Consider the following 17,312-nt stretch of genomic DNA (forward strand, 5'->3'; position numbering starts at 1 on the left):
GGTCAGTACTCCTCCTCTAGTTCGTTTGCAATACTCTCCAGTTCGAATTCGGATAATTGGTTATCTTGGAGCACTTGGGACAGCTTATTGACCATTCCGGTATGTTGGACTAGTGCCACGGCCTCTTGAATCACTTCATTAAAATAATCTGCTGCCCTTTCCACGCTACTCTGTGAAAACTGACGACTGCTATACATCCATTTCAAATGAAGTTCTCCACCTGAAATCCAGCACACCACATCAATCAAATGACCTCGTTCATTATCTGAACCCCAGTCAAGGCTCGTATACTCTTCCGTTTCCTCGAATCCGGAATATTTGCCAGACGTCTGATATTGACCCAGATAATTAAAGCTGGCTATGGGTGCTACAGCATTCTGAGTTAACACCGGATGGCGCTTCAAGTAGCGCAAAATACCATAATCCATGCCTTTGTTCGGAATACGGAGGAGTTGCTCCTGAACATGCTTGATCAGTCCGTCTACTTGATGAACACCACTGAGATTCACGTACACAGGATACATGCTGGTAAACCATCCAATCGTACGGTTTAGGTTCAGATCCTCGGCGATCTCTTCACGGCCATGCCCTTCAAGATGAATCCATACGTAGTCGCTTGCACTCCAATTCGCTAACGTGCTGGCAAAAGCAGCAAATAAAACCTCATTAACCTGAACATGCAACTGCCGAGTAACTTCTTCTCGCAATATAGTAGTTGTCTCCAACTTCAACGTTCTGAGGACAACTGCTGTATCTGCTACCTGATTGCTACCTTGTGCATCGTCTAATTTAAGCTGGAATTCATGACGCTTAACCTGCTCACTGACATGTGTCCAATACTGCTCAACTTGTTCGGGAATGTTATGGCTTGCATAGTCAGCCAGTCGCTCTGACCATTTCAGGTACGACGTCGTTTTTAACGGAAGACGAACTTTCTGCTGAGATACCAGCTTCGTGTAGATATTCTCCAGATCCTCCATCAAAATTCTCCACGATACACTGTCCACGACCAGATGGTGAATGACGATCGCTAGTAGATCTGGCCGCGTGGAACCCATACGCATGTAAAGGGAATGCCACAATGAGCCTGCTTCAATATCCAGGCTGGACTGAATCTGATTCAATTCAGACGTTACGGTCGTTTGAATATCCGTATCCTGTACATGAGATAAATCTCGAATCGTAAGTTGTACCTCGGTACCCGAGTCACGGCAGGTCTGTGTCCATACTTGTTGTCGGTCATCCAAGCTGAACGTCATACGCAATGCATCGTGATGGGATTCCAGCAGCTCTAGCGTCTGGTGCAGAATATCCAGCTGCAATGGCTCTCCGACCTTGATCACCACGGACTGGTTCCAGTGATTCGGACTCGCATGTTGTTGTGCAAAAAACCATTCCTGGATCGAAGTTAACGGCGCTGTTCCAGTAACCGATCCCTGATCTTCATTTAAGCTCCGTACCTCCCCAGCTCGAACAGCAAGTTCGGCGATGGTAGGGTAGAGGAAGACCTGCTGATTTTTGAGAGCAATGCCACGCTCATTCGCTTTGAAAATCATCTGGATACTGACAATAGAATCACCGCCCAGTTCGAAGAAATTATCTTCCACACCGATCTGTGTAACTCCCAGAACCTCACTCCAGATCTCGCACAGCACTTCTTCGACAGGTGTACGAGGCGTTACATGATTCTCCTTATTGTCATTCTCTTGTGTATTCGGTTCAGGTAATGCTTTGCGGTCTACCTTTCCATTCGGTGTAAGAGGCAACTCATCAAGATGAACCCAAGCGGCTGGGATCATATACTGTGGCAGCTTTTGCTTCATATAGTTCCGAAGCTCTGACACCATCTGCTCCTGCTCACCCTGTAATGTAAAATAAGCGACCAATTGTCTGCCTGTACCTGCAGTCTCTCTTACCTGCACGATGGCAGAATTCACGGCTGGATGCCCTGCCAACACGGACTCAACCTCACCCAGTTCAATTCGGAAGCCACGAAGCTTCACCTGGTGATCTGCTCGCCCAGCAAATTCCAATGTAGCATCTGTTCGATAACGAACCAGATCTCCCGTTCGATACAGACGCTCTTCTCCAGCCTTGAACGGATGTGGAATAAATGCCTCTGCTGTTAGCTCTTCGCGGTTGAGATAACCAAAGGCCAGCCCTACACCACCGATATACAACTCACCCGGTACACCAACCGGTACTAGATTACGCTGGCGATCCAGCACGTATAACTCGGTATTGGGCAGAACACTCCCGATGGAAGGGGCCACATTTAGTGTATCTGCCTTCTTCGGAGCTACCGTTCCTGCTGTACAGAGAATGGTATATTCTGTTGGGCCATAATGGTTTGTATATTCAAAGGGCAGACCGGCTGGCGGTTGAACCTGAAGCCGATCCCCACCAGTCATCATCGTGCGCAGTGATCCATGGGACGGCCAGCGTTGATCCAAGAGCTGTTCTGCAATAATAGGAGATAAGAAGCAACGGGTAATACCTTCGGCATTAATCCGCTCTCGAATCGCCTCTGCATCCGCAACGATATCCTGCTCCAAAATATGAATACTCGCCCCAGCGCTTAGGAATGGCCAGACCTCTAGAATCGAGGCGTCGAAGCCCATCCGCGCAGCTTGTGCGGCGCGATCACGCGGGATTACGCCATACCGTTCGTGATGCCAACGTGCAACATTGAGGAGACCGCGATGCTTGAGCACAACACCTTTGGGCAGGCCTGTAGAGCCTGATGTGTAGATGATATAGGCTGCATCGTCCGGCGTTGTCGTTATTGAAGGATTGTTGTCATTACCACTCCTGAGCCACGTTTCCTCCTGATCAATACAGATCGTTTCTGCCGTCCATTGCAAACGATTCATCAGACCAGACTGTGTAATCAGTAGTGGAACACGAGCATCCTGCATCATATATTCCAGTCTTCCTTCGGGATAACTCGGATCGAGTGGAACGTAACATCCTCCAGATTTGAATACAGCAACCATCGCAGTCAGCCATTCAGGAGAACGATCAATATAGACACCTACATTGGTACCAGGAACAACGCCTCGTCTACGAAGCTCATGAGCCAGTTGATTCGCTTTACGATTCATCTCTCCATAACTTAACTGCTCATTCAAGTAAGCTACTGCCAGTTGATCTGGTGCACTCGCCGCATGTATCTCGAATAGTTCATGTACACATTGCTCAAGGGAATAATCCCGCTCAGTTTGATTCCATTCCACTAACAGAAGATTCTCTTCTTCCTTGGATAACAAAGGTAGCTGGCTAATAACCTGTTCCGGAGCACTTGAGATACCTTCCAGTAAAATGTGTAGATGCCCTACCATCCGCTGGATGCTCTGCTGATCAAACAATCCTGTATTGTAGATCAATTCTCCCGATATACCTTCGCCGCTTTCCTCCATAATCAGAGACAGGTCGAATAATGCAGTTGTGCTTGCCTGCTCTACCGAAGTTACCTTCATGTTCGGAAGTCGGATATCGTCTCCAGGTGCATTCTGTAATGCAAAAAATACTTGGAACAGCGGGGTGTAGCTCGGTTCCCGATCAGGCTGGAGTTCGCTTACAAGCTTCTCAAACGGTACATCTTGATGCATGTAGGCTCCCAGTGCCATTTCCTTCACCTGGGACAACAACTCTCGAAAACGTAAATCATCCGACAGATGTGCACGCATCACGAGTGTATTCGCAAAGAAACCGATCAGCCCCTCCGTTGCCTCCTGGTTTCGATTCGCAATCGGTGTACCCACCGTAATATCCTCTTGCTGGCTATAACGGTATAAGAGCACATTCCACGCAGACAGCAACAGCATGTATAACGTGACTCCTTCACGGCGGCTTAGCTGCTGCAAGGATTGAAGTAGAGAAGGTGCTAGCGTGAAACGCTCCGCCGCTCCCTCAAATGTCTGTACAGCAGGACGCGGGTAATCTGTCGGCAACTGCAGTACAGATACCCCCTGCAATTGCTGCCTCCAGTACTGCATCTGTTGTTCTAATATTCCATCCGCAATCCACTTTCGTTGCCACACCGCGAAGTCAGCATATTGAATAGGTAGCTCTGGCAGCACCCGTTCTACTGCATTACTCGACCCACCGGATACATCCGAATCATTCAAAGCCGAATATATTTCACCCAATTCCCGGGCAAAAATACTCATAGACCAGCCATCCGATATAATATGGTGCATCCTCACACTAAACAGATATTCTTGCGGTGCAATCTGTATTAACAATGCGCCCAGCAGCGGGCCTCCCTGCAGTGAAAAGGCTTGATCGCGATCTTCATCAATCCTGTGAAGTGCCTGTTCAAGCGGGTTAGAATGATCCTGCCAATCCAGATAAGTAAACACAGAAGGTAATGTCGGTAAAATGTGCTGCATCGGATCACCGTTTGATCCAGATAAAAAACAGGTACGGAGCGATTCATGCCGCTGTATCAATTTCGCTAAGCTATTCTCAAGCAGATCTGGTCGCAACTGACCATGAATCCGCCAAAGGGAAGGGATATGATAACTGCGATTGCCTGGATACATCTGTTCAAAGAACCACATCCGTTGTTGTGCATAGGACAATGGCAACTCCCGCTCCCGAGAAACCCTAACAATCTCTTCAGGAGCAATTCGTTCTTCCTGAATTTCCTGAATCTCACGAATGGACTTCGCCATCTGAGAGAGCATCGGACGTTGAAAGACTTGAGCAAGTGGATACTCAATGCCAAACAGCTTTTTCACCCTAGATACGATCTGGGTGGCTAAGAGGGAATGACCCCCGAGCTCGAAGAAATGATCATGCGCACCAATTCGCTGTAACCCCAGCACGTCTGACCAGATTCCCGCCAGTATCTCTTCCACCGGATGACGCGGAGCCACATAGTCCTGTGCGCTATACAGCTCACTCGGCGTTGGTTCAGGCAGGGCTTTCCGATCCACCTTGCCGTTCAACATGAATTGCGGCAGCTTCGGCTTCATATATTCACGCAGCTCATTGACAAGTACAGCATTGCTTTTCCCACGGGAGGCTTCCGGCTGCGTCGCAATGTAGGCAACTAATTGCTTCCCTGTTTCGCCGATTTCCCGTGCCTGTACAATGACGCTATGCACTGCTGGGTGACCCACTAACACCGACTCGATCTCACCTAATTCGATGCGGAATCCTCGGATTTTCACCTGATGATCCGCACGACCGATGTAGCTCAAGGTGGCATCCGGGTTGTATTTCACTAAGTCACCCGTTCGATACAAACGCTCCCCTGACCGAAACGGATGTGCCACAAACTTCTCGGCATTCAGCTCCTCCCGGTTCAAGTACCCGATAGCGACCCCAACACCGCCAATGTACAACTCTCCTGGTACCCCGCGAGGTACTGGATTTTGGTGGGCGTCCAATACGTACAATTGCGTATTCGGAAGTGCTCCACCAATCGATGGAGGGCTAAAGCTACCATCCTCCGCCTCCACCGTAGACACGGTGCTGAGAATCGTACATTCCGTTGGCCCATAGATATTCACGTAATCAAAGGTGAGATGCGCTGGTGGACGCATCTGCAGTCGTTCACCCCCTGCGAGCAGTGCTCGCAATGCCCCATCCTTCGGCCAGTTGAGCGGCAGCAGTTGCTCTGCCACCACAGGAGGCAGGAAGCAGCTCAGGGTGATCTGGTGATCCAGCAACCAGTGTTGCAATCCCTCAGGGTTCAGCACGATCTCTTGCTCCATCAGGTGCACACTGCCTCCGGAGCAGAGCAGCGGCCAAGTCTCTAGCAAGGAAGCATCGAAGCCCATCCGCGCGATCTGAGCCCCGCGGTCTGCTGGGCTTGTTCCAAATCGAGCTTGGTGCCACAGAACAACGTTCAGCAAGCCTTGATGACGAAGGATTGCACCCTTAGGCTGTCCTGTAGAACCCGATGTATAGATCACATAGGCTGGATCTTGCGCAGTCGCCCATGGCTCCGGATTAGCTCTGCGCTCACCGTTCTCGCCCCTATCCAACGTCCCCCAATCTGATTCCTGATCCAAACAGACCACCTGAACCGCTGGCTCTACGGTCAACCGGGTCAGTATTTTCGAATGGGTCACCAACAGCGGAACATTGGCATCTGCCATCATATATGCCAGTCTTTCCTCTGGATAGGTCGGATCTAGCGGCACATAGCAGGCTCCTGATTTGAACACCCCAAGCATGCCAACCAACCAGTCAACCGAACGTTCCGTGCAGACCCCTACATAACTCCCCGGACGTGCTCCCCGCTTACGGAGATTATGCGCCAAGACATTCGCCCGTTCATTCAGCTCACCATACGTAATCTGTCGATCCGCGTCCGTTGCAGCGAGTGCTTCGGGCGCTTTAGCCGCTTGCTCTTCTACCAGCTGGTGTACAAGACAGCTCCAATTATAGGCTCGCTCTGTCTCATTCCAATCGACCAGTAGCTGCTGGCGTTCTGGGGCAGACAATAGCTCAAACTGATCCAACGTCTGCTCTGGATTAGCCATAGCCTGTTCCAGAAGTCGCTGGAAATGACCTACCATGCGAGCCACCGTTTCCTCATGAAACAGGTCGGTATTATATTCGAATAAGCCACGAAGTCCGTCCTGATTCTGCTCCATCGTCAGTGACAGATCGAACAAAGACGTTCTCCAATTCACCTCTATTGCACCCACCTCAAGCTTGTCCAACTGTAGGGTGACATCATCGTTCTCTTCCATCGTGAACAACACTTGAAACAGTGGCGATATACCCGGATCTCGATCGGGATGAAGCTCCTCGACCAGCTTCTCGAACGGTAAATCCTGATTTTTATAAGCTAACATTGCCTCGTTCTTCACTTGCTGCACCACTTCAGCAAAACTTGTGTTTCCTTGAAGCGGCGTTCGCAGAACGAGTGTATTCACAAACGATCCAATGAGAGGTGTGACTTCCTGTCGTACCCGATTGGCAATAGGTGTACCCACAGCAATGTCTTCCTGCTGGCTGTAACGGTACATTAGGGTTTTGAACGCAGATAGAAAAATCATGTAGAGTGTCACTTTGTGCTCACGACTGTAGTGCTGGAGAGACCTCTCCAGTGTAGATGACAGGGTAAATCTAGCGTGATCTCCCCGATACGTCTGCACAGAAGGACGGGGGAGGTCAGTTGGAAGCTGCAACATCTGTACACCGTCCAACCGCTCCTTCCAGAACTTCATCTGTTCACTTGCCTGCTCACTCTGTAGCCAGTCTCGTTGCCAGACCACATAATCACTGTATTTGATATCGAGCGGTGCAAGTGTATACGAACTTCCCTTTGCCATCGCGGAGTATAGCGTTGTTAACTCCTCGGACAGCAGACGGATCGACCAGCCATCGGATATGATGTGATGCATATTGATGAGTAGTACATGATCATTCTCGCCAACCGGTAGAACAGCAGCCCTGAACAACGGACCTTGTCCAAGATCGAAGACACGATTCTTCTCCTGCTCCACACGCTCCATGATAGCCTGTTCAATCTCTTGTTCCTTATCTAGAGATAATCGTTCCAGCTTGAACTGTGGCTGAGGCTGAATCGATTGAACGACTTGACCATTCATATTGTGAAACGTAGCGCGGAGCGAATCATGGCGATCCACAATCACCTGAAAACACCGCTCAAGCACCTGCCAATCCAATGAACCACGAATACGCCAGTTTAATGAAATGTTATAACCGACATTCACAGGGTCGAATTGATGTATGAACCAGATTCGCTGCTGTGTATATGAAAGTGGGAAGTACTTCTTCTCCCCTTTCTTTTGCAAAAGCGCTTTGAGTAGCTCTCTCTTTTGTTCCATTGAGGTTTCAATTTTATCCAAGATGCTGATCCTCCTCTAATAGAGCTGCGAGTAATTCCTCGACTTCCTTCTCGGTTAATGCATCCACAACGATATCCGCAGTTTCCTCGCGTTGGATTGCTGTGAGCGGTTTTGACGTCAATTGCCAGTCAGGGTGCGTTTCCTCGATATATGTTGCCAGTTCATGGACGGTAGGATGGTCAAAAATATCACCCAGCGGAATCGAGATATGGCAAGCCTGCTCTACCTGGAACAGGAATTGTGTAAGCTTCAACGAATGTCCGCCGATCTCAAAAAAGTGATCATGGATTCCCACTTGTTCCAGTGACAGCACATTAGCACATATCTGGCATAGCACTGCCTCCAAATCTGTGGTTGGTTCAACATAATCATTCGAAGGCGTAACATGTGAGTCATCAGGTTCCGGCAATGCTTTACGATTGATTTTGCCACTTGGCGAGAGCGGCATAGACTCCAGTTCGACCCAAAGTGTGGGGATCATATAGTAAGGCAGTGATTGACGTGCGAACTCTCTTAGCTCAGACACCGTAACCTGCAATCCACTTTTGACTACAAAATAACCTACGAGCTGTTTGTCCCGAGGCACCGCTTCGTTCACAGTGACCACCATGGAATCCACTGCAGCATGCTGGTGCATGTACTGCTCGATCTCATGTAGCTCGATGCGGAATCCCCTAACTTTCACCTGATAATCGGCTCTCCCCAAGTATTCTATATGTCCGTCTGCACGATATTTGGCTAGGTCACCCGTCTTGTAGACACGTTCTCCCGATCTATAGGGATGCGCTATAAACTTCTCGGATGTGAGCTGTTCCAAGTTGTGATACCCTCGTGCAAGCCCTTTTCCTCCGATATGCAGCTCCCCAGCTACTCCAATCGGAACCGGATTCAAATACGGATCAAGAATATACAGTTCTGTATTATCAATCGGCCGACCCAAATCTACGGTATCTGCATGTGTCAGATCACGAGAAAGTGACCAGACTGTGGTTTCTGTAGGACCATAAAGGTTGAAGATTTTACCTTGGAATCGACTTTGTAATTGTTGCAGCAGAGCCATCGGTAGTGCTTCCCCGCCTAGCAAAATTCCGGTCATTCCACTTAACCGTTGTTCCATCTGCTCATCCACCCATATCTGTTGCAGACGTGAAGGCGTAAGTTGCATCCAGTCTGGTGACGTACGCGCTAGGAACTGGTTCAGCGCATGAACATCCGTCTGCTCTCTACCTGAAGCTAGAGCTACTTCCATTCCAACAATAAGGGGCACGAGTGCCTCTAGAGCAAATATGTCAAATGATACGGTCGTTAGCGCTGCAATGCGATCTCCAGCCTTGAAATCAAGCAGTCGGATCATGCTATGTGCAAAGTTAACAAGTGCTTCATGAGTGATTTCCACACCCTTAGGTCTGCCTGTCGAACCCGAGGTATACATGATATAAGCCAAATCTTGCAGGTTCGTGAATGAAAGACGTTCCTCATCCTTTTGATTCGTTTCCATAGGCGGCACTGACATGATGTGACCTACGTAATCCTGTGGAACCTGCATCGAACTATCACATAACACGAGACTGGCTCCACTGTCGCTTAACATATAGCTAATCCGATCTGCCGGGAGAGCAGGATCAATAGGAACATAAGCACAACCTGATTTCATAATGCCAAGTATGCCAACCATCATCTCCATGGAACGTTCCATATACAGAGCGACACAGTCACCTGGCTGCACATGCTCAAGCAATCGAAATGCTAGCTTATTACTCCAGCTCTCTAATTGCTGATAGGATATACTGTCTTCTCCAAAGGTAAGCGCCGTTTGAGCTGGCGTCTGCATAGCCTGCAAACTGACCAATTCCGGCAATGCAACTCTTCCCGGGAAGCTCCGTTCCGTCTGATTCCACTCCTGAATCATAAGCTGATGCTCTGCCTCTGACTGAATCGAAATATCTTTCAATTGAAGCTGAGGTTGTGCAACAACGGCCTCCAGCAGTGTTACGAGATGATCCTTCATTCTTACAATGGTTGCTTCATGGAACAGATCCGTATCGTACACCCATTCCCCTGTTAATCCGTGCTCGGTTTCCTTAAATGTGAGGGATAGATCAAATTGAGCAATGCCAAAATCCATCTCGTATAATTCCATATTCAGATTAGGCATAATCACCTTTTCGTCCGGCGTGTTATGAAGTGCAAAAAACACTTGAAAGAGCGGTGAGGTCTCTCTCTTCCGTTCCGGTTGCAGCTTCTCAACTAGTTGCTCGAATGGATACTCCTGATGGGCATAAGCCTCAATGGATACCTTCTTCGCCTGCTCTAACAAATCCAAGAATGACTGCTCTGGCGACACATGTGTGCGGAGAACAAGTGTATTCACAAAAAGTCCGATGAGCTCTTCGGTCTCAGGCCAGTTTCGATTCGTAATGGGAGAACCGACCGCTATATCTTCCTGATAGGTATAGCGATACAACAGTACATTGAAAGCAGATAACAGCGTCATATACAAAGTCGTTTCTACCGTTTCACATATACGCTTCAAATCGTTGTTTAATGAATCTTCTATATGAAATGCAAGTGTTTTCCCACTTCGCTTATTCTGCTGCTTAGACTTACTTCTATCTGTAGGCAGGGATAAAGGCGTCAGATCAGCTAACTGCTTCACCCAATATTCCTCATGTCTGCGAAGAACATCGCCACTTAACCATTGCTTCTGAATCTGGGCATAGTCTTCATACTGCACCTTTAACGGTTCAAGCGACGTAGGACGGCCCAGCAGGTAATCTCCGTACAGCAAACCTAGTTCCCTAACAAACAACTGAACGGACCATTCATCGGATACGATATGATGCATATTGAGGAACAGCAGGTACTCCTCTTCCCCCAGTCGGAACAAACGTATATGAACTAATTGTCCTAAGGTCAAATCGAAAGGACGCTTTACCTCCTGCTTCATCCATTGTAGGGCTTCACTATGAGTAACAATTTTATCTTCATACGTAAGAATTGAATCGTCAGCAGATATAGGTACAGTTGCATAACCAGGTTCTCCGCCGATATTCGGATACTTACTTCGAAGGATTTGATGCCGTGATAGGATCTGATGAATTGCTCGTTCCAGTGCATCCAGATTCAGCGAACCTTTTACATCCCATACATAGGGCATATGATCACTGTAGGAATCCTGATGAAGCTGATGTGTGAACCAGAAGCGCTTTTGGGCAAAAGAAGGCTCTGGCTTCGCTAAATTAGATTGGGGTAGCAGCGCTGGTCGTAACTCCGATTCATTACCGTTCAGCAGTCTGCCATCAATAAGCGCTGATAAGCCCGCAATGGTTGGTCGCTCAAAGAACTCTGCGATCGTCATATCAATAGGATAGGACTGTCGAATACGAGAAATAATTCTTGTAGCTAATAGAGAATGCCCTCCAAGCATGAAGAACGGATCATGTAGCCCAATCTCACTCAGTCCAAGGACATCAGACCATATGGCAAGCACCTGTCGCTCCGTAGGCTGATACTCCGAGAGGTCTAGATCCGAGGAATCCTCATGCTTTCTCTCAGGCCATGGCAGTGACTTTCGATCCAGCTTGCCATTAGGCAACAATGGGATACTATCTAGCTCAATCCAGAAGGAAGGCATCATATACTCTGGTAAGCGATCTTTTAAAAAAGCATATAGTTCTTCTGTACTCACTGCACCGGTATGGGGCATTTTGGGAACATAGTAGAGCACAATTCTTTTGTCATCCGGCGAAAATTCGTGAACCATCGCTACGTTATTCTTCAATAAAGGATGCTGGGATAATAAAGCTTCAATCTCACCCAGCTCGATGCGGAATCCCCGAATTTTGACCTGATTATCGATACGACCTACGATCTCTAGACAGCCATCATGATGATAACGTACTAGATCACCGGTCTTGTACATGCGAGCCCCCGGTTCAAAAGGGTTGTCCAGAAAAACAGAACGATTCAGATCAGGTTGTTGCAAGTATCCATACGCCACGCCCTCTCCGCCGATATAAAGCTCCCCGGCAAACCCCGGTGGCATGAGTTGCTGGCGCTCATCAAGCACATACATCCGAGCGTTAGGAATAGCGTATCCTGCTGGAATGCGGCCATATTCCTCTTTCATCTGGCTCATGTCAAACAATGTGGTCGTAACCGTTGCCTCTGTGGGACCATACGTATTGATCAACCGGATCTGATCTCCGGCTAGCTGAAGCCACTTTTCGTAAATGAGCATAGAAGGTTGTTCGGCATTAAGCAGCACCATGCGCAGGTTATCAGGCAAAGGAAATCCGAACTCTCCGCAGTCCTCAACCCAACTATGCCAGAACGCAGTAGGTAAGCTTAATACGCTGATGTGCTGTTCGATGATATATGTTGTAAAAGCTGAATCTGGATAGCGATATGGATCAGGGACAAATACAACCGTTGCACCACTCAGCCAGAACGGAAAGATCTCTTCAATCGTGGCATCAAAACTAATCGGTGCAAATTGTAAAACTCGATCCGCTGATGATATGTCCAATGCATGAATAATGGAGTACAGATAACCGGTCAATGAGCGGTGACGAATCGCCACACCCTTAGGAAATCCGGTTGATCCCGACGTGAAAATAACATAAGCAAGCAGATCAGCGTGTGCCCTCTGTTGGTAGGTCATAGCTTGAGAAGCAATGCTGTCCTGTTCTGTCCCTAAATGAATCTTGGTTACGTCACTTCCCAGTTCGAGGTCTGCCTCATCTATAATTAAAAATCCTAGCTCAGCTTGCCCAGCCATATATTCCAGCCGACTTACAGGGTAACTGATATCAAGTGGTACATAGGCTCCACCACATTTCAGAACAGCCAGCTTGGCCACAGCCATATGTACGGATCGACTCATATATATGCCAACATGATCGCCGGGAACCACACCCCTGGTCTCCAAATAATTCGCTAGCCGGTTAGATGCCTCTGCAAGCTCACGATAGCTCATGCGGGCATCCAATGATTCCACCGCTATCGCATCCGGTGTGCTCTGGGCTTGAAGGTCGAAAAGCTCATGCACACATTGCTCCTGAGGAAACTCAAGGTGCGGCGCACACCACTCCGATAATAGCTGTTCTTTCTCGTATGGGGTCAGAAAAGATACTGTATCTACATCCAGGTCAGGCTGCTCAGCAATCTGAGCAAGCAACGATACAAGATGCTCACGCATACCGCTTATCTTGTCCTCATCAACCGTGATATCATGACTTAATAGCTGGACGTTACATGAAGCCCCTGTCACACTCCATATCAGCTCAGTGGAGAACGAATCTTCAAGCGATGGTAGCGTATTAGCTTGAACTTCTTGCTTCTCCTCTTTTCTGACTAACCCTAGCGCATCCTCTATGTTAAAAAATATTCGCATCGTCCAATTGTCTGAAGACTTCTCCGTTGTAGCCATCCCCTCTGTCCATGACTCCAGACAAAGGCTAGCTTGTTCAGCAATCTTTCTAAATTGATCATGAATTTGAGTTAATAGCTTCGAAAAGGGAAGCGCCGGTGTAAAAACGGTGTTTACCGAAATTGCATCCTTCAAATCGTCTCCAGAATGCGAGGTATGCTCCGTTGCTTCATCCCGCGGGAAAACGAGGGCGATATCCACCTCATCCTTACCGGAATATCGATGTAAGAGAACTTGTACAGCTGCTAGTATCATCATGCTCATAGAGGTATCCTGTGCCCGGCATATCCCCCGCAGCTCTTGTATTAATGAATGATCCACATCCAGAAAGGAGATGCTCCGTTCAGAATAAATCAACTCTATCCTCTCCCTTGACTATGATGATCCATTGCATGAATGGAGGTGCCTGTCTCATTGAAATTTACCGACATTAATCAGCAAGGATATGTTCGCCTGATGGACGAAGATCTTTATTCATCTTCTTCTCCTTAAGTCGATCACGATTTTCCCGTTTATCCTTCAAGGTCTCAGCTCCACTGTTCCTAAAGGCTTCCCTCTTGGAATATCTCTCCAGCTCATCTGGAACGAGACTCTCCTGTTCATCCCCGTGGTAAAAGTTAGAGACACCTGTGGTTCGATAGGCAACTGAATTGCCATAATAAGCATCGAAGTAACGATCTGCAGTCCCCTCTTCATAGTTGCGAGGTTCAGGATACGCTGTAATTACGCCTTCAAAGTTCCGTAGAATGGTTTTGCCAGGTGATTGAGAAACGATGTAGTTAGGCTGAACCGGAATTTTACCACCACCGCCTGGAGCATCCACCACAAAGGTAGGTACGGAATAACCCGAAGTATGCCCTCTGAGCGATTCCATAATCTCAATTCCTTTGGAGATCGTTGTCCGAAAATGACCAATTCCCTCCGATAAGTCGCATTGATACATATAGTAAGGACGAACTCGCATCTTAACGAGGTCCAGATTTAGTTTCTTCATAATATGGCTGCTATCATTGATTCCTTTGAGTAATACCGACTGATTGCCTAATGGAACACCTGCATCTGCTAACATCTCACAGGCTCTTCTGGCTTCCTCTGTAATTTCAATAGGTGTATTAAAGTGGGTGTTAAGCCAGATAGGATGGTATTTCTTAAGCATGTTGCACAGATTCTCGGTAATGCGCTGTGGAAATACAACTGGGGCTCTCGTGCCGATTCGAATGATCTCGACATGTGGAATTTTGCGTAGCTCACTGATGATGTACTCTAGAATTTTGTCATTGACCAGCAATCCGTCGCCTCCAGATAGAAGCACATCGCGTACAGCTGGTGTATTACGAATATAAGCGATCGCATCTTCCATCTGTTTCTTGGGAACTCCCATGCCGATCTGACCAGAGAATCGTCTTCGCGTGCAATAACGGCAATACATCGAGCATTGATTGGTAATGAGGAATAGAACCCGGTCAGGATAACGATGGGTTAGCCCTGGAACCGGTGAATCATCATCTTCCGCAAGAGGATCTTCGAGGTCGTAACTCATCATCTTCATCTCTTGGGATATCGGAACACTCTGCTTACGAATAGGGCAATCGGGGTTATCTGGATCCATTAACATAGCATAATAAGGCGTAATATTGAGTGGAATCGTCTGAGCGGAAATCCGAACACCATCTTCTTCATCCGGTGTTAGACGAATAACTTTCTTGAGTTGATCCACAGTTTTGATTGTATTGGTCAGTTGCCATATCCAATCATTCCAGTCCTTCTCTTCGACGTTCTCCCATAATTCGACTTCCTGATAGTGTCTTCTGTGCTGAGCGGTTTTATCTGGCATTTCACGTTGAGTGTACAAAAACATCTCTCCCCTTCACCATACCTAGTTATGTGATTCATGACTACTTAGCATCGAAGACTACGACTACTCTACAGAAACATCGAAAATTCCCTTGTGCATTCATAAGTGCATTCACAATTACTTTCATACGCACACCAGAGTACATCAAACATCAACGATGCACTCTATAAGATTTATTTGAAATAATATACAAATATATCTTTAAGGACTATTGTAACCATATTTTGCTATAATTGAAATAGAAAATTACAATTTTATATTATTGATTACTTAATTTTACATATTACTCGCAATTGACTTATCATTCGTGTTCAGAGCATCCCGCTTTGGTACCAAGAAGATAAATGAAGGTAAACTTGATTAGGCATGTGCATCCTTCACAGGTTCATGATACGAGGTTGGAATAGCTGCTGTTTCTGATAATTCCAGCTGATCAATGGACGGTAACCTCCGAAGCACACCGCTAACGAGCCAATACACACCAAAGATCACCATGGCAATGCCACCAAGTAAAATGGAATACAGAGGGCTTATCGAACCAATCGCTCCACCCACCAAAGCTCCAATCGGCATACTAAACGCTGCGGCACTGGATACAACGGTAATGACTCTACCAATCATTGAGGTTTCAATCTGTCTTTGAATTGCGGAGAACATCAGTACATTGAAAATTCCAATCGTTACAAATCCTGCGCCATAGAGTGCAATAGATGGGATTACCGGCAACAGGCTTGCACCGACCCATAATAACCCTGAAGATACGCCGCAGAGCACGGTGAGCTTACCAAAAGGGAATTTACCAACACGCGGTGTAATGACCGCTCCACATAACAGTCCTACGGACATTGCCGCCATATAATACCCATAGTAGGATTCACTCCCACCTTGCATCAGGGCAAATGCCGGAAGTGTGGCGAACATCGCAGCAATGAAAAAGTTAACAAAGAAGCAAGCAACGACCAGATGAGGGATAATCGATGAACCTGTGATATAACGGATTCCAGCCATAAAGTCTTGTTTGTAATTTTGGAGCCATTTACTGATCTCCGGCTGCTCCTTCTCATCGGTATTTTGAAAATCAAAGCGATACAGGGTATAGATTAAGGACGTACACAAATGGCATATAGCCGTAATAAGAATCGCTTGCACGGGGCCGATGAATGCAACCACGATGCCCGCAACAGCGAGAAATACGATGTTCATACTTTCCCGGAGTGTGTTCAGATATGAGTTAGCCTGTACCAGGCTATCCTGAGGTACGATACTGGGGATGACTGTAGATTCTACGGGGTAGGTAAACTGTGAGATCATCGCTACGATGAACAATACGAGAATGCAATAAAATACGTTCAATCCAAACAACACAGCAAAGAGCGGAATCGAGAACAATAAGGCTGACTTTAGAAATTCACAGAACACGAGACTTTTTTTGTACGATACGTAATTGGCAAAAGGGGCAATCAGGAAGCCCAAGCAATCCGCAGCACTGATAGCGAAATAGGCTAATCCTGAATAAAATACATTGCCGCTGATCGCAAGGACAAGCAGCATGCCAGCCACCTCGTACACACCCGTTCCAATGCCTTTGACGAACATACCAGACAATAGAATATTAAAATTCCGATTGAACAAACGCGTACTCAAGTGATCTCCCCCTCATCATACTCTTTTGCTTCGAAACTGATCTGGTACGCCGTTCTATCTTGCTTAGACGTGAGTGACTGCTGTGTATATTTGTAGAACAATTCTGAGATTTCGTCACTTAAAGCAGCCAATTCTGCCTCGGACAGCATGATGTAGTTATCACGCTTAGCCCGAAATTGTTGCTTCACCTTAAGTTCTGAATCATTGACTCGAAACAACGTCGCTTTGGCTCTGTAAAATTTCTCAACAATTCCTCTCGAAACCTCCGTATGTACCAGCTCCAAAATCTCATGCTTAAACAATTGCTGGATGTGATAATACGTTGTACCAGGGTCTTTATCCAACCGGTCTGCCACCTGCTTGGACGTCATCGGCTGCTCGGATAACAAAATAATGATCTCAACCCGGAACGGATGCGAAATAATCTTCTGTTGCTCCAATGTGATATCCATCGGCTGCAATGCTTCGTCTGACATGGTCGTTCACCTCTATAACCTTCATAATGTGAAAAGCAGTAATTAAACTATATAAATTGAACTAAAAA

Annotated in this window: 5 protein-coding genes; all 5 read right to left on the reverse strand. The window is 47.2% G+C overall.

What is annotated here, in order from left to right; genetic code table 11:
* Positions 1-2 precede the first annotated feature (2 nt).
* Positions 3-7,838, reverse strand: a complete 7,836-nt coding sequence (locus tag ASD24_RS15540) for a non-ribosomal peptide synthetase (protein WP_056697295.1) — start codon at positions 7,836-7,838, stop codon at positions 3-5.
* Positions 7,831-13,626: a non-ribosomal peptide synthetase gene (locus ASD24_RS15545; protein WP_056697297.1), complete on the reverse strand. Its 5,796-nt coding sequence runs from the start codon at positions 13,624-13,626 to the stop codon at positions 7,831-7,833. The genes ASD24_RS15540 and ASD24_RS15545 overlap by 8 nt, the downstream gene beginning before the upstream one ends.
* 73 nt (positions 13,627-13,699) lie before the next feature.
* Positions 13,700-15,103 (reverse strand): lysine 2,3-aminomutase, encoded by a 1,404-nt coding sequence (gene ablA / locus ASD24_RS15550; RefSeq protein ID WP_056697359.1) that lies wholly within the window; start codon positions 15,101-15,103, stop codon positions 13,700-13,702.
* Between the two features lie 381 nt (positions 15,104-15,484).
* Positions 15,485-16,768: an MFS transporter gene (locus ASD24_RS15555; RefSeq protein ID WP_082560431.1), complete on the reverse strand. Its 1,284-nt coding sequence runs from the start codon at positions 16,766-16,768 to the stop codon at positions 15,485-15,487.
* The gene (locus ASD24_RS15560; RefSeq protein ID WP_056697298.1) at positions 16,765-17,244 is read right to left on the reverse strand and encodes an ArsR/SmtB family transcription factor; all 480 of its coding nucleotides are present in this window, start codon (positions 17,242-17,244) and stop codon (positions 16,765-16,767) included. Before ASD24_RS15560 ends, ASD24_RS15555 begins: the two co-directional genes overlap by 4 nt.
* Positions 17,245-17,312: the final 68 nt, after the last annotated feature.

The sequence above is a fragment of the Paenibacillus sp. Root52 genome, assembly GCF_001426865.1.
Taxonomy (GTDB): domain Bacteria; phylum Bacillota; class Bacilli; order Paenibacillales; family Paenibacillaceae; genus Paenibacillus.

Excerpts from the sequence above, each read along its gene's own strand:
- ablA (WP_056697359.1), bottom strand. The coding sequence starts at position 15,103 with ATGCCAGATAAAACCGCTCAGCACAGAAGACACTATCAGGAAGTCGAA.
- ASD24_RS15560 (WP_056697298.1), bottom strand. The coding sequence starts at position 17,244 with ATGTCAGACGAAGCATTGCAGCCGATGGATATCACATTGGAGCAACAG.